Here is a 25,235-nt window from a genome sequence, read left to right as displayed (position 1 = left end):
CGAAGAACCCGACACAAGTGGTATCGCGTGACGCATCACAATTTGCCGCGCCCACGAGTCGTGCATTTATACCAGCGCCCCCAACCGCACGCAAGCCAAAACCCAATAACGACGCGGGTTTTGGCTTGTTTTGCCTGGGTTTAGACAAGCGGTTTTAGTGCTTGACGCGGGTACCCGGAGTAGTGCGCGACTTGCCGCGAACCGCAACCCGCGAAGCCGTCTTGCGGGCCTTTTCCTTACCCGCCTTCTTCGGTGCCAACGGACGTTCCAACGCAAGATCCAGCACTTCGTCGATCCACTTGACCGGCACGATCTTCAGATCGCGCGTCACGTTGGCCGGGATGTCGGCAAGATCCTTGCGATTCTCGTCGGGGATCAGCACGGTGCGGATGCCACCGCGCAACGCTGCCAGCAACTTCTCCTTCAGGCCCCCGATCGCCGAGACGCGACCACGCAAGGTGATCTCGCCGGTCATCGCCACATCGGCGCGAATCGGCACCTTGGTCAACACCGACACCAGCGAGGTCACCATCGCGATACCGGCACTCGGGCCATCCTTCGGTGTCGCGCCGTCGGGCACGTGCACGTGCACGTCCTGCTTCTGCAGGAAATCCACATCGATGCCGAGTCGCTCGGCGCGCGAACGCACCACCGACAAGGCGGCCGACGCCGATTCCTTCATGACGTTGCCGAGCTGACCGGTCAGGATCAGGTTGCCCTTGCCAGGCACCAGCGTGGACTCGACCTGCAGCAGCTCGCCGCCGACTTCGGTCCAGGCCAGGCCGGTCACCAGGCCGATTTCGTTTTCTTCTTCGGCACGGCCGAAATCGAAGCGACGCACGCCCAGATACTTGTCGAGGTTCTTCGCGTTGACCGTGACCAGCGCCTTGGGCTTGCCCTTCTTGGCGACCACCTTCTTGGCGTCCGGCTGCGGGCCGGCAAGCGCGATTTCCTTGACCACCTTGCGGCAGATCTTGGCGACTTCGCGCTCGAGGTTACGCACGCCCGATTCGCGCGTGTAGTAGCGCACGATGTCCTGGATCGCATCGCTCCCGATCTCGATCTCTTCCGGCTTCAGGCCATTGGCCTTGATCTGCTTGGGCACCAGGTAACGCATGGCGATGTTGAGCTTCTCATCCTCGGTGTAGCCGGGGATGCGGATGACTTCCATGCGATCCAGCAACGGACCGGGAATGTTGAGCGAGTTGGAGGTGGCGACGAACATCACCTCCGACAGGTCCAGGTCCACTTCCAGATAATGGTCGTTGAAGGAGTTGTTCTGCTCGGGGTCGAGCACCTCCAGCAGCGCCGAGGACGGGTCGCCGCGGAAGTCCATCGACATCTTGTCGATCTCGTCCAACAGGAACAGCGGATTCTTGCTGCCGACCTTGTTGAGGTTCTGCACCAGGCGGCCGGGCATCGAGCCGACATAGGTCCGGCGATGGCCACGGATCTCGGCCTCGTCGCGGATGCCGCCCAGGCTCATGCGCACGAACTTGCGGTTGGTCGCCTTGGCGATCGACTGCCCGAGCGAGGTCTTGCCCACGCCCGGCGGCCCGACCAGGCACAGGATCGGCCCCTTCATCTGCTTTACGCGCGACTGCACGGCCAGATACTCGAGGATGCGTTCCTTGACCTTGTCCAGGCCGTAGTGATCGGCGTCCAGGGTGTCCTCTGCGACCTTCAGGTCCTTGCGGACCTTGGTGCGCTTCTTCCACGGCACGCCCAGCAGCCAGTCCAGATAGTTGCGCACCACGGCCGCCTCGGCGGACATCGGCGACATCTGCTTGAGCTTGTTGAGCTCGGCCTTGGCCTTGGTCTCGACCGGCTTGGGCATGCCCGCCTCGGCGATCTTGCGCGCCAGCTCCTCCAGCTCGCCCGGCGCATCGTCTAGATCGCCCAGCTCCTTCTGGATCGCCTTCATCTGCTCGTTGAGGTAGTACTCGCGCTGGCTCTTTTCCATCTGCGACTTGACGCGGCCGCGGATGCGCTTTTCCAGCTGCTGTACGTCGATCTCGCCGTCCACCAGCCCGACCAGCAGCTCCAGCCGCTCGCCGATCTCGGTGATTTCCAGCAGGCGCTGCTTGTCGGCCAGGCGCACGCCAATGTGCGCGGCGATGGTGTCGGCCAGGCGGCCCGGCTCGTCGATGCCGGCCAGGGTCTGCAGCAGCTCCGGCGGCAGCTTGCGGTTGGTCTTGACGTACTGCTCGAATAGCGACATCAGCGAACGCGCGATGGCTTCCACTTCGCGCGGCTCACGCGCGTCGCTGGCTTCGATCTCGATGCCCTGGCCCTGCAGCGCGCCATCCAGCTCGACGACCTTGTCGACGGTGACCCGCGACAGACCTTCAACCAGCACCTTGATGGTGCCGTCGGGCAGCTTGAGCAGCTGCAGCACCTGCGCGAGCGTGCCGACGGTATAGAGGTCGCTGGCGGTCGGGTCGTCGGTTTCGGCCGACTTCTGCGCAACCAGCAGGATGCGCTTGTCCGCCTCCATGGCTTTTTCCAGCGCGCGCATCGACTTGTCACGGCCGACGAACAGCGGAATCACCATGTGCGGAAACACCACCACGTCGCGCAGCGGCAACACCGGCAGATCGAGAACTTCTGGTTGGGACTGGGCCATGGGGCGCTCCGCAGGAATGGGGGTTTTGGGGCGTAAAAAAAGCCGATGGCCCCGTTATGGGGCCATCGGCGAGGTGTTGCAAGTAGCGTTCGGAAACCCTTTATCCGCGAGCGAGGCCGGGGCCCGGCGCAGCGGCATCCAGGCCTCAGTCGCCGGACGCGGCCTTGGCCGGCGCCGGTTGCGCCTGGTAGATCAGGTACGGCTCGGATTTGTGCTCGATCACCGACTCGTCCACCACCACCTTGCTGACATTTTCCTGCGAGGGAAGCTCGTACATCGTGTCCAGCAGCACCGATTCGACGATGGTGCGCAGACCACGCGCGCCGGTCTTGCGCTTGAGCGCCTTCTTGGCGATCGCCGACAGCGCATCGGGGCGGAACTCCAGCTCCACGCCTTCCATATCGAACAGCTTCTTGAACTGCTTGGTGATGGCGTTCTTGGGCTCGGTCAGGATCTTGATCAGCGCCGGCTCGTCCAGTTCCTCGAGCGTGGCGACCACCGGCAGGCGGCCGACGAACTCGGGGATCAGGCCGAACTTGATCAGATCTTCCGGCTCAACCTCGGCCAGGATCTTGCCGACTTCCTGCTTGCGCTCACTGCTCTTGACCTTGGCACCGAAGCCGATGCCGCCGGCATCGTTGGAACGCTGCTGGATCACCTTGTCCAGCCCGGCGAACGCGCCGCCGCAGATGAACAGGATGTTCTTGGTGTCGACCTGCAGGAATTCCTGCTGCGGATGCTTGCGACCGCCCTGCGGCGGCACCGAGGCCACCGTGCCTTCGATCAGCTTCAGCAGCGCCTGCTGCACGCCTTCGCCGGACACGTCGCGGGTGATCGACGGGTTCTCGCTCTTGCGCGAGATCTTGTCGATTTCGTCGATGTAGACGATGCCCTGCTGGGCCTTCTCGACGTCGTAATCGCACTTCTGCAGCAGCTTCTGGATGATGTTTTCCACGTCTTCGCCGACATAGCCGGCTTCGGTCAGCGTGGTGGCATCGGCGATCGTGAACGGCACATTGAGCAGGCGCGCCAGCGTTTCGGCCAGCAGCGTCTTGCCCGAGCCGGTCGGACCGACCAGCAGGATGTTGGATTTCGCCAGCTCGACGTCATCGTTCTTGCTGCGGCTCTCGATACGCTTGTAGTGGTTGTACACCGCCACGGCGAGCGTGCGCTTGGCGCGCAACTGCCCGATCACGTATTGATCCAGCACCTCGAGAATCTCGCGTGGCTTGGGCAGACTGGAGCGTGCCGACTGCGCCTTCTCTTCGAGTTCCTCGCGGATGATGTCGTTGCACAGCTCAACGCACTCATCGCAGATGAATACGCTGGGACCGGCAATCAGCTTGCGGACTTCATGCTGACTCTTACCGCAGAACGAGCAGTAGAGAATCTTGTTGCTGTCGCCGGAACGACCTTGGCGGTCTTCGCTCATGCTTCTGTTACCCAGTTACCCCACCCGATGCACGGGGGTTCGATTTCGAGAATAGCACAGGGTCGGGAGGACATTCGCCCAGCCCGACCCTGCCGGTTTTTCCTGCAATTTCAGCAATCTGGCGATCAAGACGGCTGGATCGACTCTTCCGGACGGCGTTCCAGCACCTGGTCGACCAGGCCATAGGCCTGCGCATCGACCGCACTCTTGAAGTTGTCGCGCTCGGTATCGCGCGCAATCGTCTCCAGGGATTGGCCGGTGTGCTTGGCCAGGATCTCGTTCAGACGCGAACGCAGGGTCAGGATCTCACGCGCATGGATGTCGATATCGGTGGCCTGGCCCTGGAAGCCGCCCAGCGGCTGGTGGATCATCACGCGCGAGTTCGGCAGCGCATAGCGCTTGCCGGCCGCACCCGATGCCAGCAACAGCGCGCCCATCGAGGCGGCCTGGCCGACGCAGATGGTGCTCACGTCCGGCTTGATGTACTGCATGGTGTCGTAGATCGCCATGCCGGCGGTGACCACGCCGCCCGGCGAATTGATGTAGATGCTGATGTCCTTTTCCGGGTTGTCCGCTTCCAGGAACAGCAGCTGGGCCACGATCACGTTGGCCATGTGGTCGTCGATCGGACCGACCAGGAAGATCAGACGCTCCTTCAGCAGACGCGAGTAGATGTCATACGCACGCTCGCCGCGGCTGGTCTGTTCGACCACCATCGGCACCAGGTTCAGGGCTTTGGTCACAATGCTCATCAGTCTTCCTGTAATGGCAGCGGCTTGCGCCGATGCCCGGGTTTGACATCCGCATCCCAGCCATCGGGATGCGGGTTGGTGTCACGCGGTCGCTTACCTTAGACCCGAATGGCGTCCTGGAACGACAGCGACTGCTCGGTGTGCTGGGCGCGCTCGGCGATCCAGTCGATCACCTGCTCTTCCATGACACGGCTCTGCAGTCCACTCATCAGTTGGGGGTCGTTGCGGTACATCTCAATGACCTGTTCCGGCTCTTCGTAGGTCGAGGCGATCAGACGCAGCGTTTCGCTGACGCGCTTGGATTCCAGGCGCAGCTCGTTGCGACGGGCCACCTCGCCCACCAGCAGACCGACCAGCACGCGCTTGGCAGCCGCGTCCATGAAACCCTGGTGGGCATCGGCCGGAATCTCGCCCGGGTTGCGGCCGCTGCGGCGGACCTGCTCGACCTGCTGCGCCAGCATCGAACGGGCTTCGTTCTCGACCAGGCGCGGCGGCATTTCCACGTGCGCATAGGCGGCGATCAGCTGCTCGCCCACTTCGCGACGCAGGCGGTTCATCAACGCGCCCTTGAGCTCGCGCTCCAGGTTGGTGCGGATGTCGGCGCGGAACTGCTCGGCATCGCCACTCTTCACGCCGAAGCTCTTGATGAACTCCTTGTCCACCACCGGCAACACCGGCTCGGAGACCTCGACCGCCTTGACGTGCACCTGCACGGTCTTGCCGGCCAGCTGCGGCACGCGCCATTCGGCCGGGAAGTCGATGGTCAGGGTCTTGTCTTCGCCCTTGGCCAGGCCTTCCAGGCCCTTTTCGATCTGGTCGAACATCACGCCCGAGCCCAGCACGCTGCTGCCGGTCTCCACGCCTTCGGCGGGCAGACGCTCGTCGCCGGCCTGCGACCAGGTCTCCAGCGCCACCAGGTCACCGACCTGCGCGCCGCGCTCGACCGGGTTCCAGGTGCGGCGCTGCAGACGCAGGTTCTCGATCATCTGATCGATGTCGGCATCGGTCACGTCGGCGGTATGACGCACCACCGACAGCTTGGCCACATCGATATCGCCGAAATCCGGCACCACCTCGAAGGTGGCGACGAAGTCGAAATCGCTCTCGCCCTGGTCGATACGCGGGTTGCCGGCCAGACGCAGCGAATGCTCGCGCACCGCCGAATCGAAGGTCTCACGCAGCAGGCCTTCCATCGCCTCGGCACGCACCTGCTGACCAAAGCGCTGCTCGATGACCTTGGTGGGCACCTTGCCCGGGCGGAAACCCTTGATACGCGTGGTCCGCGCAAGTTCGCGCAGGCGGCCACCGACATGCGTCTCCAGGCGCTCCTGCGGCAGGGTGAAGGTCAGGCGGCGTTCCAGATTGCCGGTGGATTCGATCGATGCTTGCATGTTGACTCCTGCCACCGACTGCACAAGCGTCGGCACGAGATGGAAGATGCGGGTTGACGGATGGCGAGAAAGCCGCCGAGCCTTGTAGTTTCGCCGATAACGGCGGCCGCTGCCAGCGGAATACGCGTCACCGCGCCGCGCAATGGAAAGACCCCAGGCCTGCGGCGAGAAGCGGCCGGAACACGCACGGCCGCACTGCATTGGTGCGAAAGGGGGGACTCGAACCCCCACGCCTTGCGGCGTCAGAACCTAAATCTGGTGCGTCTACCAATTCCGCCACTTTCGCGATGCTGTTCCTGCCCGGCCATTGTTGCAGGGATGCCGGGAAAGAAAAAGCATCGCGGGAGCAACAACGCCGCTGAATGTCGCCCACGGCTTGCATCCTGCGCGCCTGGACGAACAGCGCAAGCGCGGCTGACCCTGAGTCCGACGCGCCGACGATAAACACATTCATCATGTAACTCGGCGCGCACTGGCGTACCTTGCTTCCGCCCGCTAGCGCTGGGTAAAGCTGGCATTCGCTAAAATTCCGTTAACACCAGTGAGAGGCAGTCATCGCGATGAGAGATCGCTATCGGCAGATCGTGGCCCTGTCCCGCGACTGCATCAAGGAGATCGACCTCGACGGGCGGATTACGGCCATCAACATCAATGGCCTGACCGAACTGCGCGCCAGCCACCAAGATCAGCTGATCGCGCGGCCCTGGCGCGACCTGTGGCCGCCGGAAGCGGCCGAGCTGGTGGATGCGGCCATCGCCGGCTCCCGCGCCGGTTCGATCCAGGAATTCGAGGCCGCCAGCGTGAACTTCGCCGGCGTGCGCCAGATCTGGCAGGTCGTCACCAGCCCGCTGTTCGATGCGCTTGGCAAGGTGGAAGCGATCCTGGCGGTGAGCAGGAACATCTCCGACCGCCGGGCACTGGAGACCGCCTTTCGCACACTGGATTCAACCCTGACCGCAGAGCGCGCATTTTCCAGTGGTGTGCTGCGACTGGCGCAAGCGCGCGAACATTCGCTGTCGAGCGAACTGCACAGCCTGCGCGACCTGCAAGAGCGCATCGAAGGCGATCTGGACATTGCGCGCGCCGCGCAGAGCGCCGCCGAAAAGATTTCCGAGCAGGCGCAAAAGGGCGAGGCGGTGGGACAACTGCTGGCCGGCGTGGTGCACGATTTGAACAACGTGCTGCAGGCGGCAACCTCGGCCATCGAGCTGGTGGTACAGCGCGCCAGGATCGATGCGCACGACACCAAGCTGTTGAGCGTGGCCGATGCGGCGCTTCAACATGGCTCGGTCATGGCACAGCGCCTGGTCGGGTTTTCGCGGCAGTATCCGTACAGCCCGGAATCGGTGGACCTGGCTGCCTTGACCGAACAGCTCGGCCCCTTGCTCGAACAGGTGATCGGCGCGGATCTGCAATTGCAGCTGCGCACCGCCGAAGGTGGATGCTGCGCAATGGTCGACCGCCACACGGTGGAACGCGCCATCTTGAACCTGGTGATCAACTCCCGCGATGCCTGCCAGGGTGGCGGCGTCATTCGCGTGGAGACCGGCGACGCCGTGGTCGCTGAAGAACAGGCCAACCTGGCCAGGCCGGCCGGGCACTACGTCACCATCGCCGTGGCCGACAACGGGCATGGCATGGATGCGCACGTGCAGGCGCACCTGTTCGAAGCGTATTTCACCACCAAGGATGCCGACAAAGGCGCGGGCCTGGGGTTGGCGCAGGTGTACAGCGCGGTCCGTCAGGCAGGTGGCTTTGTGGAAGTGACATCGGCGCCCGGCCAGGGCGCGTGCTTTACGCTGGCGTTCCCACGCATGCAGCAGAGCGCGGTGCCGGCGCCCGCCGCATCGCCGTAAGCGACCACGGCTGCAGTTGCCCGTCGCCGATCAGGCGTAGCGCACCGCATCGAGGTCGTAAGCGCCATCCAGTGCAGCAAAGAACCTCTTGCTGCGCATGCTGATGGACGTTGCCTGGCGGCCCGTCACCCGGCGCGAGGCGACACTGCCAGGCGCGACCACATCAGCCAGACAAACACGGCGCAGGCGCCACCTGCCGCCAGCCCACATTGCAGCAGCGTCAGCATCACTGCGCGATCAGACATCATCGACCAGCCGCCGATGACCGCCAGCAGCAGCACGATCACCCCGGCCGAGAGCAGACCGCTCAACGCACCGATGCCAACGTGGACCAGCAGGTTGGGGCGGCGCCCGCGATACCACCAGGCGCAGATGCGCGCGCACAGCCATCCCGCCGCGGCGCAGGCAATCACCGGCAACACCAGGCCGTAGGACCAGGCAACGATCAACAACGCGGTCTGTAGGTCGAAACGGGTCAATCGCGCCAGGCCCAGCAGCCCGCCGAGCGGAGGACCGACGATCGCGAAGACGCCAACCTGGCCCAGGATCGAATGCCGCAATGCTCCGGACACCTCAGACCTCATGTGCGCTCGCTCGGCCGGGCGGCGGCGACCGGTGGCGATTGCGCACCTGACGTAGGCCAGACATCGCGCCGGGCCGAGATCGACACTACGTCGCCGCGGCCGCCGACCGAGACGACAGCGAAGCTGCAATCGATTCCCTGCGTCATCTTCTCCTCAGCACAAAAAGAAAAGCACCTAGGCGGATGCCTAAGTGCTTTTATTTGGTGGGCCGTCAAGGATTCGAACCTTGGACCTATTGATTAAGAGTCAACTGCTCTACCAACTGAGCTAACGGCCCTGAAACTGGTCGCACATTGTATGCGCGTTTTTGCTTCGTTGCAACACCCCGCGATGCATCGGGTCCAACTTTTCCTGCAATCAGTGGGGTGGCTGAGGGGACTCGAACCCCCGACATCTGGAATCACAATCCAGTACTCTAACCAGCTGAGCTACAGCCACCACTGAAACCTACTTCCTACCGCACCGCCGATGGCGCGCCCGACAGGACTCGAACCTGTAACCGCCGGCTTAGAAGGCCGGTGCTCTATCCGGTTGAGCTACGGGCGCCCGGACCGAACTTCGCATTCCCACGCCGTCAAGAGCTCGGAATGGTCGGGGTAGAGGGATTCGAACCCCCGACATCCTGCTCCCAAAGCAGGCGCGCTACCAGACTGCGCTATACCCCGGCGGGACCTTTCAATCCCGAAGGCTGGAAAGGTCGGCTATTTTGGGAATGATTGGCCTTGCTGTCAATCACTCTGTGTAAATCGGACGATCCGGTATCCTCGCGGCATCGCTCGCCAAGTCGGCAGGCATCTACATTTCATGGAGAACACGCATGCGTAGCGGCAATCCCGCCCTTCGGGAATCCACCTTCCTCGACCTCGGTTCCGGCTCGGTAGTCACCCGCGATGGTCAGGCGATGACGCTCAACGGCACCGTCAACAAGACCGGCCTGCTGTTGCTGATGGCGGTGGTCACCGCCGCTTTCGCCTGGTCGCAGTCGATCGGGGCCGATGGCGCTCCGTTGCCTGCCGCGCGGCTGTACATGATCGCCGGCGCGATCGGCGGGCTGGTGTTCGCGCTGGCGACCAGCTTCAAGCCGACCTGGGCCCCGGTCACTGCGCCGCTGTACGCACTGGTGGAAGGCTTCTTCCTGGGCTCGATCTCGGCAGTTTACGAGGCGCGTTTCAACGGCATCGTGTTCCAGGCGGTCCTGCTGACCTTCGGCACCATGTTCGCGCTGCTGTTTGCCTATCGCAGCGGCATGATCAAGGCCACCGAGAACTTCAAGCTGGGCGTGGTGGCAGCCACCGGCGGCATTGCGCTGGTGTATCTGGCGACCATCGTGCTGGGCCTGTTCGGCGTGCGCATCCCCTTCATCCACGACTCCGGCCTGATCGGCATCGGCTTCAGCCTGTTCGTGGTGGTGGTGGCTGCACTGAACCTGGTGCTGGACTTCGACTTCATCGAAAGCGGTGTCGAACAGGGCGCCCCAAAGCACATGGAGTGGTATGGCGCGTTCGGCCTGATGGTGACGCTGGTGTGGCTGTACATCGAGTTCCTGCGCTTGCTGTCGAAGTTGCAGTCGCGGAATTGAGCGGGGAATCGAGCGTCGGGATTGGGGATTCGTAAGAGCGATTCCCCCAAATCCCTGGACTCAACGCAAAAAAAAGGGCGCCTGGGCGCCCTTTTTTTTTGCTATCGCCGTGTCGCTCAGAGGCGGCTGGCGATGGCCTTGGCGAAGCCCATGGTGTTGCCGGTGCCGCCCAGGTCGGGGGTCAGCGAATCCTTGGCTTCCAGGGTGGCCACGATCGCTTCGCGCAGGCGCTCGGCGTTCTGCGGCTGACCGATGTGGTCCAGCATCTGCGCGGCACCCAGCAGCAGCGCGCACGGGTTGGCCTTGCCCTGCCCTGCGATGTCCGGCGCCGAGCCGTGCACGGCCTCGAAGATCGCCGCGTCCACACCGATGTTGGCGCCCGGGGCCAGGCCCAGGCCGCCGACCAGACCGGCGCACAGGTCGGAGATGATGTCGCCGAACAAGTTGGTGGTCACGATGATGTCGAACTGCTCAGGACGCATCACCAGCTGCATGCAGGTGTTGTCGACGATCATTTCCTGGAATTCGATTTCCGGGTACTGCGTGGCCACATCGCGCGCCACCTTCAGGAACAGGCCCGAGGTCGACTTGATGATGTTGGCCTTGTGCACCGCGGTGACCTTCTTGCGGCCGGTGGCGCGCGCCAGGTCGAAGGCGTAGCGCACGATGCGCTCGGAGCCCTTGCGGGTGACGCGGGCGCCGGAGAACGCGGTCTCGCCGTCCTCGGACACGGTCTGGCCTTCGCTCAGGTAGGCGCCTTCGGTGTTCTCACGCACCGTGATCAGGTCCACGCCATCGGCGAAACGCGACTTGGTGTTGGGGAACGACTTGGCCGGACGCACGTTGGCGTACAGGTCGAACTTGCGACGCATGGCGACGTTGATCGAGCTGAAGCCCTCGCCGACCGGGGTGGTCAGCGGGCTTTTCAGGGCCACCTTGTTCTTGGTGATCGAGGCCAGGGTGGACTCGGGCAGCAGATCGCCGTGCTTTTCCAGCGCGACCAGGCCAGCGTCGGCGTACTCGTAGGTCAGGCCAGCCTGCAGCGCGTCGAGCACGAACAGCGTGGCATCCATGATCTCCGGGCCGATACCGTCGCCGCGGATGACCGTGATTGTCTGCGTCATAACGTTGGGTTTCCGAACTTGAAGGGGGGAGCGCCAGCCGCAATACCCGGCAGAGCGGCGCAAGGAGGTTTCACAGGCAATTATGCCCGATGCCGGTGAAGGCGCCCAAACCGACCTTGGTCTAAGAGCCCCCGGATGCGCACGACGGCCATTCGGTGCAGCAAACGGCGGCAGAAACGGCCGCGTGTACCACCGCATGCGGGAACAACTTCAGTGCAGATGCCCAGAAAGCACCTGCTCCCAGCCAGCGGGCGGTGCCGAAATCGGACCGCGCCAAGGCAACGCCGCCAACAGCAGGCGGCACACTCCCTCGCCCGCCGTTACGAATCCCGACTCACCACTCCCCCACTCCCGCACCAATCACCCGTGCGCGTGCTGCTCCGGTGCCGGGGCGCCGCCTTCGAGCTGGTCCAGGAAGTCCACCGCGCGCCGCAGATGGGGGATGACGATGGAGCCGCCGACCACCAGGCCGACCGAGAAGGTTTCGAAGAATTCCTCGCGGGTCACACCAGCCTCCTTGCACTGGGCGACGTGGTAGCTGATGCAGTCGTCGCAGCGCAGTACCATCGAGGCGACCAGGCCGAGCAGTTCCTTGGTCTTCACGTCCAGCGCGCCCGCCTGGTAGGTCTGGGTGTCCAGCGCGAAGAATCGGCGCACCACCTGGTTGGGCTCGGCCAGGATGCGCTGGTTCATGCGCTGGCGGAATTCGGTGAACTCGCGCAGCCGGTCGTCGCTGCCGCCGCCGGTCTCGCTCATGCCTGGCCGCCTGTGTTGCCGGCCAGCAAGGGCTCGAGCTTGCCGGCCCGGTGCATCGCCATCATGTCGTCGTAGCCGCCCACATGGACGTCACCGACAAAGATCTGCGGCACGCTGGTGCGCTTGGCCAGCGCGACCATCTTGTTGCGCTCGGCCGGGTCCAGGTCGATGCGCACCTCGGTCCAGGTCCGGCCCTTGCTCTTGAGGAAGTTCTTGGCCGCCACGCAGTACGGGCAGATCGCGGAGGAATACAGGGTGATCTGCGGGCCGCTGGCCGCATCCTGCACGTTGGTATCTTGGCTCACGGGAAACTCCGTGGTTGGTCTGAGGTCTGACAATGGTACCGGGCGACTGGAATTTCCATGTCGTCACCGCAACACTGTGGATTAACCGATGATTCACGCCATCGCGCCGTGCTGCCCGCATGCTCCGCGCACCACCTGGGAGTTCCACTTGCGCCTGCTACCGCTCGCCACCGCCCTCACGCTGGCCGTTGCCATCGGGGTGGCACCCGCGCAGGAAAACCGCCTGCCCGACATCGGCTCGTCTGCCGGCGAGCTGCTGACCCCGGCGCGCCAGGCCGAGTACGGCAAGATGATGCTGGCCGAGTTGCGCAATTACGACTACGTGCTGGACGACCCGCTGATCACCGACTGGCTGCAGACCATGGGCACCCGGCTCGGCGCCAACAGCGACCAGCCGCAGCAGCCGTTTACGTTTTTCATGCTGCGCGACCGCCAGATCAACGCCTTCGCCACGCTGGGCGGCTATATCGCGGTCAATGCCGGGCTGGTGTTGACCGCCGAGCGCGAGGACGAGGTGGCCGCGGTGCTGTCGCACGAAATCGCCCACGTCACCCAGCAGCATGTGCTGCGCGGGGTGGAACGGGCACAGCGCGACCAGATCCCGATCCTGCTCGGCATGCTGGCGGCGGTGGTCGCCGCGCAACAGGCCGGCGGCAATTCCAAGGGCGATGCCACCATGGCCGGCATCACCAGTGCGATGGGGCTGATGCAGCAGCGCCAGATCGACTACACCCGCTCCAACGAATCCGAGGCCGACCGGCTGGGCATCCGCACGCTGGTGCGCAGCGGCTACGACGTGGATGCGATGGCCGGCTTCTTCGAGCGCATGTCGGTGGCGATGCGCGCCAACGAGGGCGGCTACAGCGCGCCGGACTTTCTGCAGACCCACCCGGTCACGGTCACCCGCATCAGCGAGGCCAAGGCGCGCGCCGAGCAGATGAAGAAGAACACCGTGGTGCTGACCACCTCGGTGCCGGGCGGCACACGCCAGGAACGGGTGGACCCGGCCGACCCGTCGCTGTCAGAACCGCTGAGCCGCAACGGCAACGCGCTGCTGCCATATGCGCTGCGGCTGCCGGTGGATGCGCTGAGTCGCAGTGGCGACCAGCAGAACTTCGACTGGGCCAAGGAACGCCTGCGCGTGCTCAGCGCCACCACGCCGGATGCGGCCATCCGCGAATACGAGACCCTGCGCCGCAGTGCCAAGCACGGCCTGACCGACGCGCAGCGCTACGGGCTGGCGCTGGCACGCCTGCGCAACAGCGGCGGCCGGCCCGGTGAGCCGGTGGCCGAACTGACCAGCCTGCTGGAGGCGCACCCCGACAACCTGTGGCTGACGCTGGGGCTGAGCGAGGCGCAGGCGCGGGTGGGCCAGCGCGAGGTGGCCAATGCGCGTTTCGACGCGCTGCTCAAGCAACTGCCGAACAACCGCGCGGTGGCGCTGACCTATGCCGGCGCGCTCAACGAGCAGGCCAGCAAGGAGTCCGGCCAGCGCGCGCGCCAGGTGCTGGAGCCACTCCTGCATCGCAGCAGCGAAGATCCCCTGTTGCAGCAGACCTATGCACGCGCCTGCGAGCTGTCCGGCGACCATCTGCGCGCCAGCGAGGCCTATGCCGAAGCTGCGTACTTGAACGGACGCCCGGAACAGGCGCTGATCCAGCTGGAAGCGCTGAAGAAGAAAGATCTCGACTATGTGACACGGGCGCGGGTGGATGCACGCATCGCGGCGATCACGCCGACCGTGCTGGAACTGCGCCGGCAAGGCATCCGCGACCCGGATCTGTCGACGCGCTAGCGCATGTGACGGTTGGCGCAGCGGTCATTCGGGCGCGTGCCGACGGGTTCAGCACCGCGCCTGCCAGTGGCACAGGCCGCTTTGACCACGGCGGCAGCCCTCAGGCATGTCACATTAGAGTCACAAAACCGTAGTCTACTGGCGATCAACCTAAAGCCAGACGGTAAGCCCCGCGTGCAAAAACGCATTCTGATCGTCGATGACGAACCCGCGATTCGCGACATGGTGGCGTTCGCGCTGCGCAAAGGCGAGTTCGAACCCATCCATGCCGGCGATGCCCGCGAGGCGCAGACCGCCATCGCCGACCGCGTGCCGGACCTGATCCTGCTGGACTGGATGTTGCCAGGCACCAGCGGGCTGGATCTGGCACGGCGCTGGCGCAAGGAACAGCTGACCCGCGAGATTCCGATCATCATGCTGACCGCGCGCGGCGAAGAGAACGACCGCGTCGGTGGCCTGGAAGCCGGGGTCGACGATTACGTGGTCAAGCCGTTCTCGGCGCGCGAGTTGCTGGCGCGCATCCGCGCGGTGATGCGCCGCACCCGCGAGGACGACGAGGACGGCAGCGTGGCCGTGGGCCGCCTGCGCATCGACGGCGCCGCGCACCGGGTGTTCGCCGGCGATGCGCCGGTGCCGATCGGCCCGACCGAATACCGCCTGCTGCACTTTTTCATGACACATCCCGAGCGCGTGTATACCCGCACCCAGCTGCTGGATCATGTCTGGGGCGGCAGCGTGTATGTGGAAGAGCGCACCATCGACGTGCACATCCGCCGCCTGCGCAAGACGCTGGAACCGTTCGGCCTGGAAAACATGGTGCAGACCGTGCGTGGCTCGGGCTACCGTTTCTCTTCGGCAACCTAATGCTTGCCGCACAGCCGGTCGGCCCTGCCGCTGGGCTGGCTCGCACGCCCACCTGACGCTCCGTGGTAACGCCTTCCATGCCTCAACATATCCGTTCCGCCTGGCTCAAGACGCTCGGCACTCTCGCGCTGTTGCTGGGCGCTGCCGTGCTGGTCGGCGTGCTGATCGAGCATGTGTGGATGGCGTTGACGCTGACCGCGCTGGGGGTGCTGGCCTGGCATTACTGGCGATTGCGCCAGGTGCTGCAGCGCCTGACCGCGCGCCAGCGTGCCGAGCCCGCCGCCGGGATCGGCGCCTGGAACGAGCTGGATCGCCTGCTCTATCGCAGCCAGGCCGAAATGCGCGGGCGCAAGCGTCGCCTGATCGAGATGCTGCGCACCTACCGCGCCGCCGCGCAGGCACTGCCGGATGCGGTGGTGGTGGTGGATCGCAACAGCCAGCGCGTGCAGTGGTTCAACCGGGCCGCGGGCGGACTGCTGGGGCTGCATCATCCGGGCGATATGGGCGTGTCGGTGGTGGAGCGGTTGCAGCCGTTGCCGCTGGCGCACTGGCTGGCGGCCGGCCGCAATGCCGAGCCCATGCTCGACGCCGCCTCGCCGGTGGATCCGGACCTGCGCCTGAACCTGCGCCTGATCCCCTATTCCGACGATTACTGGCTGCTGGTGGCGCGCGATGTCAGCAAGCTGCTGCGGCTGGAGCAGGTGCGCCGCGACTTCGTGGCCAACGTCTCGCACGAGTTGCGTACGCCATTGACGGTGGTGCATGGCTACCTGGACATGCTCGACCCGGAAGACTTTCCCGATTCGGGCCCGATGCTGGCCGAGATGCGCAAGCAGTCGCAGCGCATGGCGCAACTGGTCGAAGACCTGCTGACGCTGTCGCGGCTGGAATCGCAGGAAGAACTCGGCGAGGAACACGTGGCGATGGCGCCGATGCTGTCGACGCTGCGGCGCGAGGCCGAAGCGCACAGCCAGGGCCGCCACACCGTGGAAGTGTTCGACGAGGCCGGCGTGGACCTGCTCGGCTCCAACAAGGAACTGCATAGCGCCTTCTCCAACCTGGTCACCAATGCGGTGCGCTACACGCCCGGCGGCGGCACGGTGACGATCCGCTTCGTGCGCGAGGGCGATGGCGCGGCCCTGGCGGTGCGCGACACCGGCTACGGTATTCCCGCCTCGCATCTGCCGCGCATCACCGAGCGCTTCTACCGCGTCTCCAGCAGCCGCTCGCGCGAGAGCGGCGGCACCGGACTGGGGCTGTCGATCGTCAAGCACATCCTGGGACTGCACCAGGCGCGTCTGGAAATCGAAAGCGAAGTCGGACGCGGGAGCGAATTCTCATGCCATTTTGTCGCTGCGCGCGTCGTGCAGCGCGATCAGTCCCTGACACTGTCACGTTCGGCGTGATATGTAAGAGGTGCGCGCCGCAACGCGGTGCGATGCACGCGCGCACGACGCGCTGCATTGCCTGCGCTGCACCTGCTGCGCTGTCACGCCGCACACCATCTCCGTCTTGATGACCGATTCCAATGGGCCACGCCAAAGAACTGCACGACGTCACACCTTCCGAGGACATCGCCACCGATCCGTTGCGCGATCCGGCGCTGTACATCAACCGGGAACTGTCGCAGCTGGACTTCAATTTCCGGGTGCTGGCACAGGCGTTGGACGAGCAGGTGCCATTGCTGGAACGGCTGCGGTTCCTGTGCATTTCCTGCACCAATCTGGATGAATTCTTCGAGATCCGCGCCGCCACCGTGCGGCACGCGCAGGAGTTCGGCCTGCCGCCAGCGCCGGATGGCCTGAGCCCGACCGCCATCCTCAACGCGGTGCACGACCGCGCCGCCAAGCTGGTCGAACAGCAGTACCACGCGTGGAATGAAGTGCTGCGCCCGGCGATGGAAGATGCCGGCGTGGCTGTGCTCAGCCGCACGGCCTGGACCTCGCGCCAGAAGCGCTGGCTACGAGCGTACTTCCGCAACGAGATCATGCCGGTGCTGTCGCCGCTCGGTCTGGACCCGGCGCATCCGTTTCCGAAGATCCTCAACAAGACCTTGAACATCGTGGTGGTGCTGGAGGGCCAGGACGCGTTCGGGCGCGCCGGTCATCTGGCCATCGTGCGTGCGCCGCGCTCGTTGCCGCGCATCATCCAGTTGCCGGCGAGCCTGTCGCCGGAGGGCACGCAGAGCTTCGTGTTCCTGTCCTCGGTGCTGTCCGAGTTCGTCGACGAGCTGTTCCCCGGCATGCAGGTCAAGGGCTCGTATCAGTTCCGTGTCACCCGCAACTCCGAGCTGGTGGTGGACGAGGAAGAAGTCGAGAACCTGGCGCTGGCCTTGCGCGACGAGCTGGTCACCCGCGGCTATCGCCCGGCGGTGCGCCTGGAGATCGCGCACGACTGCCCGGCGCCGATCATGCGCACCCTGCTGCAGAACTTCGGCCTGAACGAAAACGCGGTGTACCGCATTGTCGGGCCGGTCAACCTGAGCCGCGTCACCCAGGTCTACGATCTGGTCCAGCGCCCCGAACTGAAGTATCCGTTGTTCAACCCGCGCACCCTGCGCGACAACGACGGCATCTTCGAGATTGTCAGCAAGGGCGATGTGCTGCTGCATCACCCCTTCGATGCATTCACTGCGGTGCTTGACGTGATCCGCCAGGCCGCGGTCGACCCGAACGTGCTGGCGATCAAGCAGACGCTGTACCGCACCGGCAAGGACTCGCTGATCGTCGATGCGTTGATCCTGGCCGCGCGCAACGGCAAGGACGTCACCGTGGTGGTGGAGCTGCGCGCGCGCTTCGACGAAGAGGCCAACCTGGGCCTGGCCGACAAGCTGCAGGAAGCCGGCGTGCAGGTGGTGTACGGCGTGGTCGGCTTCAAGACGCACGCCAAGATGCTGCTGATCGTGCGCCGCGAGGGACGCAAGCTCAAACGCTATGTGCACCTGGGCACCGGCAACTACCACAGTGGCACCGCACGCCTGTATACCGACATCAGCCTGATCACCGCGGATGTGGAAATCGGCAATGACGTGCACATGCTGTTCCAGCAATTGTCCGGGCTGGCCCCGCGCATGAAGCTGGAGCAGTTGCTGCAGTCGCCCTTCACCCTGCACGCCGGCGTGTTGAAGCGGATCGAGCGCGAAACGCGGCTGGCCCGCAACGGCCGCCCGGGCCGCATCATCGCCAAGATGAATGCCCTCAACGAGCCGCAAGTCGTGCGTGCGCTCTACACCGCCTCGCAAGCCGGTGTGCAGATCGACCTGATCGTGCGCGGTGCCTGCACGCTGCGCCCGGGCGTGCCCGGCGTGTCCGACAATATCCGCGTGCGCTCGATCGTGGGGCGTTTTCTGGAACATAGCCGCGTGTACTGGTTTGGCAACGATGGCGCGGCAGAGTTGTATTGCGCCAGCGCCGATTGGCTGGAGCGCAACCTGCTGCGGCGCGTGGAGACCTGCTTCCCGATCCTGGACCCGGATCTGGCCAAGCGCGTCTACCGCGAAGTGCTGCAGAACTACCTGGACGACAACGTCAACGCCTGGGAACTGGATGCTGACGGCGTCTATCACAAGCGCATCCCGGGCCCTGGCGAGCCTGCCCATTCGGCGCAGATGACCTTGCTCGAACGGATCTGAAAGCGGCGCGGGCTTGGCCCCTCACGGGGCCAACAGCCCATCGGCTACCATGCGCCCATGCCAATGCCCTCCCCCACGATCCCGCCCCTGCGCGATGGCGATTTCCTCGCCGCCATCGACTTAGGATCCAACAGCTTCCACATGGTCATTGCGCGCTACCTGATGGGTCAGCTGCGCGTGGTCGATCGCCTGCGCGAAACCGTGCGCATGGCCGACGGCCTGGATGGCAAGGGTGGCATCTCCAACGAAGCGCGCCAGCGCGCGCTCGAATGCCTGGCGCGGTTTGGCCAGCGCATCCGGGAAGTGCCGTCGTTACGCGTACGCGCGCTGGCCACCAACACGGTGCGTCAGCTGCGCTCGCCGCAGGCGTTCCTGATGCCGGCCGAAACCGCGCTCGGGCATGCGATCGAAGTGGTCAGCGGACGCGAGGAAGCGCGCCTGATCTATCTCGGCGTTGCGCATGCGCAACCGCCCAAGCCCGATCAACGCCGGCTGGTGATCGACATCGGCGGCGGCTCGACCGAGTTCATCATCGGCCGCGGGTTCCAGACCCTGGAACGCGAATCGCTGCAGGCCGGCTGCATCGCCAGCACGCGCCGCTTCTTTCCCGGCGGCAAGCTGTCGAAGAAGAAATGGAAGGATGCGCTGACCGAGATCGGCGCCGAGTTCCAGCAGTTCGCCAATCAGTACAAGGCGCTGGGCTGGCACGAGGCGATCGGCTCGTCCGGCACGCACAAGGCCATCGGCGAGATCTGTGCGGCGATGAAGCTCACCAAGGGCGCAATCACCGCCGAGGCGCTGCCGGCGCTGCGCGATGAACTGCTCAAGGCCAAGCGCATCGAAGACATCCAGTTGCCCGGCCTGGCCGCCGAACGCCGGCCGATCATCGCTGGCGGCATCCTGGTGCTGGAAGCGGCGTTCCAGGCCCTGGGGCTGGAGAAGCTGATGGTCAGCAAGGCGGCGATGCGCGAAGGCATCCTCTACGACATGCTCGGCCGCGGCGGCGAGAACGACCCGCGCGACAGCTCGGTGGCCTCGCTGGTGCAACGCTACGGCATCGACGAAGTGCAGGCGCAGCGCGTGGAAGCCACGGCCTGCCGCCTGTTCGACCAGGTCTGCGAATCCTGGCAGCTGGATGGCGACGACGCGCAGGTGTTGCGCCGCGCTGCGCGCCTGCACGAGTTGGGCCTGATCATCGCGCACAGCCAGTACCACGTGCACGGCAGCTACATCCTGGAGCACTCGGACATCGCCGGTTTCTCGCGCCAGGAGCAGCAGGTGCTGGCATCGCTGGTGCGCACGCACCGGCGCAACGTGCCCAAGACCGCGTTCGATGCACTGCCGGACCGCCTGTTGCTGCCGACCCGGCGCAAGGCCGCGCTGCTGCGGCTGGCGGTGCTGCTGCATCGCGCACACGAATCGGACCCGATTCCGACCCTGGAACTCACCGCCGATGACACCCGCCTGTCATTGATCCTGTCGCAAAGCTGGATCGATTCGCGCCCGCTGCTGCGCGCCGACCTGATCGGCGAAGTCGAAAGCATGGCCGGGCTGGGGATCGCGTTCAAACCGTTTGTGACCTGAGGCCTGCGGCCTCAGGCGGGAATCGGGATTCGGGATTCGTTGACCGCGGCACGTAATGTATTGCGTGTTCGCCCAGATGCGCAAAGGCCGCTTTTGCGAATCTCCAATCCCGAATTCCTAATCCCGTCGCACTTGTCACCGCCGCGACTTATCCGCGCAACATCCATGCCATCGCCCTCCCGGAAGCTAGCGAAAACCGGAGAACGGGCATGCGCTACGCGATCGTTACCGAAACCTATCCCCCCGAAGTCAACGGTGTTGCGCTGACCGTGCACGGGCTGGAAACCGGCCTGCGCGCACGCGGACACCAGGTGGATGTGGTGCGTCCACGGCAGAGCGGCGATACCGATGCGGCCCCCGCCCTGCTGGTGCGCGGCGCGTCGCTGCCGCGCTACCCGGGACTGAAATTCGGGTTGCCGGCAACCCAGCGCCTCGTTCGTCATTGGCAAATCACGCAACCGGATGCGGTCTATGTGGCCACGGAAGGCCCCCTGGGCTGGTCGGCGATGCGTGCCGCACGCCGGCTCGGCATTCCGGTCGCCACCGGCTTCCATACCCGCTTTGACGAGTACCTGCCCGACTACGGTGCCGCCTGGCTGCAGGGCACTGCGCTGCGCTGGATGCGCCGCTTCCACAATCAGGCCGAGGCTACCCTGGTACCCACGCGCGAGCTGCAGCAGTTCCTGCGCGACGGCGGCTTCCAGCGCGTGCAGTTGCTGGCACGCGCGGTGGACAGCCAGCAGTTCGATCCGGCCCGGCGCGATCCGGCCTTGCGTGCCGAATGGGGCATCGAGGGCGAAGGCTTTGCCGCGATCTATGTCGGACGCATCGCCAACGAAAAGAACCTGCCGTTGGCGATTCGCGCGTTCCGCAAGCTGCAGCAGATCCGCCCGAAGGCGCGCTTTGTCTGGGTGGGCGATGGCCCGGCACGCGAAAAGATCGCGCACGAAAATCCGGACTTCATCTTCTGCGGCATCCAGCGCGGCGAGGCGCTGGCGCGCCACTTCGCCAGCGGCGATCTGTTCCTGTTCCCCAGTCGCAGCGAGACCTTCGGCAACGTGACCCTGGAGGCGATGGCCAGCGGCGTGGCCACCGTGGCCTTCGACTACGGCGCCGCACGGGAGTATCTGCGCAGCGGCCACAGCGGTGCGGCAGTGGAGAACGACGAGGCGTTCATCCAGGCGGCCGTCGCACTCACCGACGACGATGCGCTGCGCCAGCGCCTGGGTGCGGCGGCCGCACAGGCGATGAAGAAACTGCATCCGGACAACGTGGTCTCCGACTTCGAGGCCTTGCTGATGGGCATCACTGCGGCACGGGGGCGTTATGTCGGCAACGCGGCTTGAACTTCTGCGCGGTCACGAAGCGCGCTGGTGCCGGCGCGCCAACCACTGGTGCCGGCGCCACCCGGTGCGGCGCGCATTCGCCACCATCAGCAGGCTCGGCGATGGGGTGTTCTGGTACAGCCTGATGGGCTTGCTGGTGCTGCTCGACGGCATGGACGGCGTGCGTGCATCTGCGCACATGGCCGCCACCGGCGTGCTCGCGCTGACCTTGTACAAATCACTCAAGCGCTGGACGCGTCGGCCACGCCCGTACGCGGCCGACGTGCGCATCCGCGCCTGGGTGGCGCCGCTGGACGAGTTCAGTTTTCCGTCCGGACACACCTTGCACGCCGTGTCCTTCAGCATCGTGGCACTGGCCTACTACCCGTGGCTGGCGCCCCTGCTGGTGCCGTTCTCGGCCGGCGTGGCGCTGTCGCGCGTGGTGCTGGGCCTGCACTATCCCAGCGATGTACTCGCTGCCACCGCGATCGGCGTAGTGCTGGCCAGCCTGTCGCTGTGGGGATTGCCGGTGTTGCTCGGCTGAGGATTGAGCGCTGTCATCGCGGCATCTGCCCGACCAGGCCGGTGATCCTCTCGTTGCCGCAGCCAGCCGTTCACCCGGCACTCGCTCCGCGATGCAACGCTCCACCGATTCCCGATTCCCGATTCCCGTCCCGCGCTCCCGCCGTACAATGGCGCGATGACGACCCTGTTCATTTCCGACCTGCATCTGGATCCGGCCCGGCCGGCGATCACCGAGCTGTTTCTGGACTTCCTGCGCACGCAGGTGCCCGGTAGCGACGCGCTCTACATCCTCGGCGATCTGTTCGAAGCCTGGATCGGCGATGACACGCCTTCGACCGCTGCCGATGCGGTGGCCGTGGCGCTGCATGCGGTGGCCGATAGCGGCGTGCCGGTGTTCTTCATGCCGGGCAACCGCGACTTCCTGGTTGGCGAGGCGTACGCACAACGTGCGGGCTTCCGCATCCTGCCCGACCCCACCGTGGTCGATTTGTACGGACACCCGACCTTGCTGATGCATGGCGATCTGCTGTGCACCGACGACACCGCCTACCAGGCGTTCCGTGCGCAGACGCGCGATCCGGTCTTTCAGGCCCAGTTCCTGGCGCAGCCGCTGGCCGCGCGGGTGGCCTTCGCGCAGCAGGCACGCGCTGCCAGCCAGGCGCGTCATGCAGAACTCAAGCAGGGCGACCAATCGCGCTTCGAGACCGTCACCGATGTCACCCCGGCCGAGGTGGAGGCCACCTTCGTGCGGTATGGCCTGGACCGCCTGATCCATGGTCACACCCATCGCCCTGCAATCCACACCCTGCAGGCCGGTGGCCAGACCTGCACGCGCATCGTGCTGGGCGACTGGTACGAACAAGGCTCGGTATTGCATGTGGATGCCGACGGCGTGTCGCTGGAGCAGTTGCCGCTTTAACGTGGCTGACAGCAGCTAGCGAGCGGCCAGCTCGACGCAGGCAGCTCACCCGGAACTCGTTTGCAAGCGACAGATCGCGATGGGCACAGGCGGAGCCATCTACAGGTGAGCGTCTTGCTTCGATATCAGGCCTGCGCATGCTCGGCGTGCTGCTCACCCGTGCTGGAATTCAACTTGACGCGCTGGCGGCACGCCTGATCGCGCCAGCCTGCTGGTACGCAACCGCACGGTCCATGCAGTCTCCAGACGCATCACTGCATGCTGCGCGCATGCTCGGCGTAGTCGACAAAGTCGGCGTTGACTATGTCGTACCAGAGCACCGTGCCATCGGCCTGCACGCGGAAACGATCGCGCACCGGGTTGGTCTGCGGATCGCCGGGGCACTCGTCGCCATGCCGCTCGCGCACTGCGAAGTCGAACGCATCCGCTGCGGGCTCGGCGTCGTCTTCGTCGACGATGCTGATGCAGTTGTCCGGATAGAAATGGTCGTTCTGCAGGCGGGTTTCCAGCACATCCAGCGCGCGGGCGCGGGCATCGTTGCCGGTCGTGGCTGCCGGCGCGGACACCGCCGGTTTGGGTGGCGCAGGGGCCGGGTCGGCAGGTTGCTGTTTGCAGCCGGCAACTGCCAGCGCGACCAGGCACAGCGCCGCATAACGCAGGGACTTGGACATGGGTGCTCCGCTCCGCAGGACACGCCGGCAGCTGCCGGCAGTGCCTCTAGTCTGCGCGATCACTGCGCCTGCGAGTAGCGGCAAAGGCCCGGCACCTGCGTGCCGGGCCCGACGACGGAACGATCGGCTTGGTCCTCAGCGGAAGCCGGCGATGGTGGCCTTGGTGTTGACCAGCACGCGCTGATTGTCGGCGGTGCTGGCATTGCCCATGGGCACGCCGTTGTAGCTGATGTTGGGGTTGGACCAGTAGTTCAGGCGCGGGCAGCTGCTGCTGCAGTCGTAGGCCATGATGGTGCGCCAGCTGTTGCCGTAGCGATAACCGTGCCCGTACGCATACGGCGAGGTGCTGGGGTCGTTGGTGGCGTCGTGCCGGGCGCTCTGCAGATGGCCGATTTCGTGCGCGAAGCTGTAATAGCCGGTGGCGCAATCCCAGTACACCGAGGCAAACGCGGTCGCTGCGGTGGAGCCGATGCCCGATGCCAGGCCGCAGTAGCTGCTGTTGTTCAATACGATCACGCCCACATCGGCGGTGTAGGTGTTGCGGCTGGTGTGGATGCTGTCCATGTAACCGTCGTTGGTCACGCGGAAGCGCTGCAGGTCGGTAGTGAAATTGCCGGTTTCGCTATAGCTGGTGGTCTCGTAACGCGCCAGCTGCAAGGTGATGCCGACATTGCTGTTGATGTAGCCCTGGTTGGCCTCGGCCACTGCCAGTTGCACCAGCGACTGCATGTTGCCGCCGTAGGCGGCCACCGCCTGATTGGTGGCCACCACCAGCACGCGGATGGTCGCCGGGCTGCCCGACGATGCGGCGGCCGCGGTGACGCGCCCGTCGCTGGGCATGTCGATCTTCGGCAGCAGGCTGTATTCGGCCGGGTGTTCCTGCGGCAGGCGGCTTTCTTCCACCTGCACCAGCACATGGCGGCCATCGGCGAGCGGACGCAGCCGAAACAGCTTGCCGGCGTAACGGATGGTGCCGGTGACCGTATCGCCGCTGCGCACCAGGATGGCCGAGTTCAGCGGATCCACACCCGACAGCGTGCGGGCACGGGTGCCGGCGCGCGGGCCGAGGTTGCCGTACCACACGCTATTGCCGCCTTCCAGCGCATCGACCTTGGCCTGGGTGGCGGTGACGGTCTGGCCATCCAGCTGCAATTCCAGCAGCTTTTCCGAAGCGGTGACGGCACCGGCGTCGAGCTGGACCACCTGCGCGTTGGCGGTGGACGGTGCGCTGAGCAGGCGCTGCAACGAGGGTTCGGCAGTGGCGGTGGCGCTTGCGCTGCGGCTCAGCGCAGGGCCGGATTGATACAGCGGCTTGCCGGCAGCGGCGGCCGAACCGGCCAGACACATGGCGATCAGACCCACCGTGGTGCACATCGACTTCGACTTCATCGTCTCTCTCTCCTTAGACATGGAAGTAACGGATGTGAAACACCGGGCCCCTGCCCCCGGGACGCCATTAAGGCGCGCCGGGCCGTGCCGATTGCAAGTTGTTACAAAAGAAAATTACAGTTTTGTG

General features: G+C 65.3%; 20 protein-coding genes and 5 tRNA genes. 10 read left to right on the top strand and 15 right to left on the bottom strand.

All coding sequences use genetic code 11. The features are described 5' to 3' along the window. Window positions 1–154 precede the first annotated feature (154 nt). The 5 genes from lon to KHN93_RS05505 all read right to left on the bottom strand — a co-directional run bounded on the left by lon (window position 155) and on the right by KHN93_RS05505 (window position 6,487). Window positions 155–2,626, bottom strand: coding sequence for an endopeptidase La (lon, locus tag KHN93_RS05525; RefSeq protein WP_016904733.1), 2,472 nt, complete (start codon window positions 2,624–2,626; stop codon window positions 155–157). Between the two features lie 145 nt (window positions 2,627–2,771). Further along, window positions 2,772–4,058 carry an ATP-dependent Clp protease ATP-binding subunit ClpX gene (gene clpX, locus KHN93_RS05520; RefSeq protein WP_003483788.1) on the bottom strand — a complete coding sequence of 429 codons (1,287 nt, stop codon included), beginning with the start codon at window positions 4,056–4,058 and terminating at the stop codon, window positions 2,772–2,774. 125 nt (window positions 4,059–4,183) lie between these two features. Continuing rightward, window positions 4,184–4,810 carry an ATP-dependent Clp endopeptidase proteolytic subunit ClpP gene (gene clpP, locus KHN93_RS05515; RefSeq protein WP_002806026.1) on the bottom strand — a complete coding sequence of 209 codons (627 nt, stop codon included), beginning with the start codon at window positions 4,808–4,810 and terminating at the stop codon, window positions 4,184–4,186. 98 nt (window positions 4,811–4,908) lie between these two features. Next, on the bottom strand, window positions 4,909–6,201 hold the full coding sequence (gene tig, locus KHN93_RS05510) for a trigger factor (RefSeq protein ID WP_039524079.1): 1,293 nt from the start codon (window positions 6,199–6,201) through the stop codon (window positions 4,909–4,911). Window positions 6,202–6,402: 201 nt separating this feature from the next. Further along, a tRNA-Leu gene (locus KHN93_RS05505) sits at window positions 6,403–6,487 on the bottom strand. A gap of 274 nt (window positions 6,488–6,761) precedes the next feature. Here KHN93_RS05505 and KHN93_RS05500 point away from each other — a divergent pair. Next, window positions 6,762–8,057: a PAS domain-containing sensor histidine kinase gene (locus tag KHN93_RS05500; protein WP_212579239.1), complete on the top strand. Its 1,296-nt coding sequence runs from the start codon at window positions 6,762–6,764 to the stop codon at window positions 8,055–8,057. 125 nt (window positions 8,058–8,182) lie between these two features. On the opposite strand, the gene KHN93_RS05495 is transcribed toward KHN93_RS05500, so the two are convergent. The 5 genes from KHN93_RS05495 to KHN93_RS05475 all read right to left on the bottom strand — a co-directional run bounded on the left by KHN93_RS05495 (window position 8,183) and on the right by KHN93_RS05475 (window position 9,306). Then, window positions 8,183–8,641, bottom strand: coding sequence for a hypothetical protein (locus KHN93_RS05495; protein ID WP_244812207.1), 459 nt, complete (start codon window positions 8,639–8,641; stop codon window positions 8,183–8,185). Between the two features lie 201 nt (window positions 8,642–8,842). Continuing rightward, window positions 8,843–8,918: transfer RNA gene (locus tag KHN93_RS05490), tRNA-Lys, on the bottom strand. A gap of 84 nt (window positions 8,919–9,002) precedes the next feature. Next, window positions 9,003–9,079, bottom strand: a tRNA-His gene (locus KHN93_RS05485). A gap of 31 nt (window positions 9,080–9,110) precedes the next feature. Further along, window positions 9,111–9,187 (bottom strand) — tRNA-Arg (locus KHN93_RS05480). A 42-nt stretch (window positions 9,188–9,229) separates the two neighbouring features. Then, window positions 9,230–9,306, bottom strand: a tRNA-Pro gene (locus KHN93_RS05475). Between the two features lie 152 nt (window positions 9,307–9,458). On the opposite strand from KHN93_RS05475, the gene KHN93_RS05470 reads away from it, so the two are divergent. Next, window positions 9,459–10,220, top strand: coding sequence for a Bax inhibitor-1/YccA family protein (locus KHN93_RS05470; RefSeq protein ID WP_039523860.1), 762 nt, complete (start codon window positions 9,459–9,461; stop codon window positions 10,218–10,220). Between the two features lie 116 nt (window positions 10,221–10,336). On the opposite strand, the gene KHN93_RS05465 is transcribed toward KHN93_RS05470, so the two are convergent. The 3 genes from KHN93_RS05465 to grxC all read right to left on the bottom strand — a co-directional run bounded on the left by KHN93_RS05465 (window position 10,337) and on the right by grxC (window position 12,405). Next, window positions 10,337–11,344, bottom strand: coding sequence for an isocitrate dehydrogenase (locus KHN93_RS05465; protein WP_005998180.1), 1,008 nt, complete (start codon window positions 11,342–11,344; stop codon window positions 10,337–10,339). A gap of 360 nt (window positions 11,345–11,704) precedes the next feature. Next, a complete protein-coding gene (locus tag KHN93_RS05460) occupies window positions 11,705–12,100 on the bottom strand; it encodes a carboxymuconolactone decarboxylase family protein (protein WP_039523858.1) in 396 nt (131 codons plus the stop codon). Continuing rightward, complete coding sequence (grxC, locus tag KHN93_RS05455; protein WP_016902239.1) at window positions 12,097–12,405, bottom strand: glutaredoxin 3; 309 nt, start codon at window positions 12,403–12,405, stop codon at window positions 12,097–12,099. The genes KHN93_RS05460 and grxC overlap by 4 nt, the downstream gene beginning before the upstream one ends. Before the next feature lie 148 nt (window positions 12,406–12,553). Between grxC and KHN93_RS05450 the strand changes: the two genes are divergently transcribed. From KHN93_RS05450 to lpxH, 8 genes are all read left to right on the top strand, one after another. Further along, on the top strand, window positions 12,554–14,200 hold the full coding sequence (locus KHN93_RS05450; protein ID WP_039524077.1) for a M48 family metalloprotease: 1,647 nt from the start codon (window positions 12,554–12,556) through the stop codon (window positions 14,198–14,200). A gap of 174 nt (window positions 14,201–14,374) precedes the next feature. Further along, window positions 14,375–15,064: a phosphate regulon transcriptional regulator PhoB gene (gene phoB, locus KHN93_RS05445; protein ID WP_002806631.1), complete on the top strand. Its 690-nt coding sequence runs from the start codon at window positions 14,375–14,377 to the stop codon at window positions 15,062–15,064. A gap of 77 nt (window positions 15,065–15,141) precedes the next feature. Beyond that, entirely contained in the window at window positions 15,142–16,470 is a 1,329-nt protein-coding gene (phoR, locus tag KHN93_RS05440) for a phosphate regulon sensor histidine kinase PhoR (RefSeq protein WP_212579238.1), read from the top strand. Between the two features lie 122 nt (window positions 16,471–16,592). Continuing rightward, window positions 16,593–18,695, top strand: a complete 2,103-nt coding sequence (gene ppk1 / locus KHN93_RS05435; protein WP_039510626.1) for a polyphosphate kinase 1 — start codon at window positions 16,593–16,595, stop codon at window positions 18,693–18,695. A 63-nt stretch (window positions 18,696–18,758) separates the two neighbouring features. Next, window positions 18,759–20,279 (top strand): exopolyphosphatase, encoded by a 1,521-nt coding sequence (gene ppx / locus KHN93_RS05430; RefSeq protein ID WP_026064255.1) that lies wholly within the window; start codon window positions 18,759–18,761, stop codon window positions 20,277–20,279. Between the two features lie 209 nt (window positions 20,280–20,488). Beyond that, window positions 20,489–21,625, top strand: coding sequence for a glycosyltransferase family 4 protein (locus KHN93_RS05425; RefSeq protein ID WP_212579237.1), 1,137 nt, complete (start codon window positions 20,489–20,491; stop codon window positions 21,623–21,625). Next, window positions 21,606–22,148: a phosphatase PAP2 family protein gene (locus KHN93_RS05420; protein ID WP_016902233.1), complete on the top strand. Its 543-nt coding sequence runs from the start codon at window positions 21,606–21,608 to the stop codon at window positions 22,146–22,148. The genes KHN93_RS05425 and KHN93_RS05420 overlap by 20 nt, the downstream gene beginning before the upstream one ends. 156 nt (window positions 22,149–22,304) lie before the next feature. After that, window positions 22,305–23,048, top strand: coding sequence for a UDP-2,3-diacylglucosamine diphosphatase (gene lpxH, locus KHN93_RS05415; protein ID WP_016902232.1), 744 nt, complete (start codon window positions 22,305–22,307; stop codon window positions 23,046–23,048). 251 nt (window positions 23,049–23,299) lie between these two features. Here the strand turns inward: lpxH and KHN93_RS05410 are convergent, their stop codons facing one another. After that, window positions 23,300–23,719, bottom strand: coding sequence for a hypothetical protein (locus KHN93_RS05410; protein ID WP_166768011.1), 420 nt, complete (start codon window positions 23,717–23,719; stop codon window positions 23,300–23,302). 135 nt (window positions 23,720–23,854) lie between these two features. Further along, window positions 23,855–25,108 (bottom strand): zinc-dependent metalloprotease, encoded by a 1,254-nt coding sequence (locus KHN93_RS05405; protein WP_167704692.1) that lies wholly within the window; start codon window positions 25,106–25,108, stop codon window positions 23,855–23,857. Window positions 25,109–25,235 lie beyond the last annotated feature (127 nt).

The sequence above is a fragment of the Xanthomonas arboricola pv. juglandis genome (assembly GCF_905367715.1).
Lineage (GTDB): Bacteria > Pseudomonadota > Gammaproteobacteria > Xanthomonadales > Xanthomonadaceae > Xanthomonas > Xanthomonas arboricola.
This window is presented reverse-complemented; position numbering and strand designations above follow the sequence as displayed.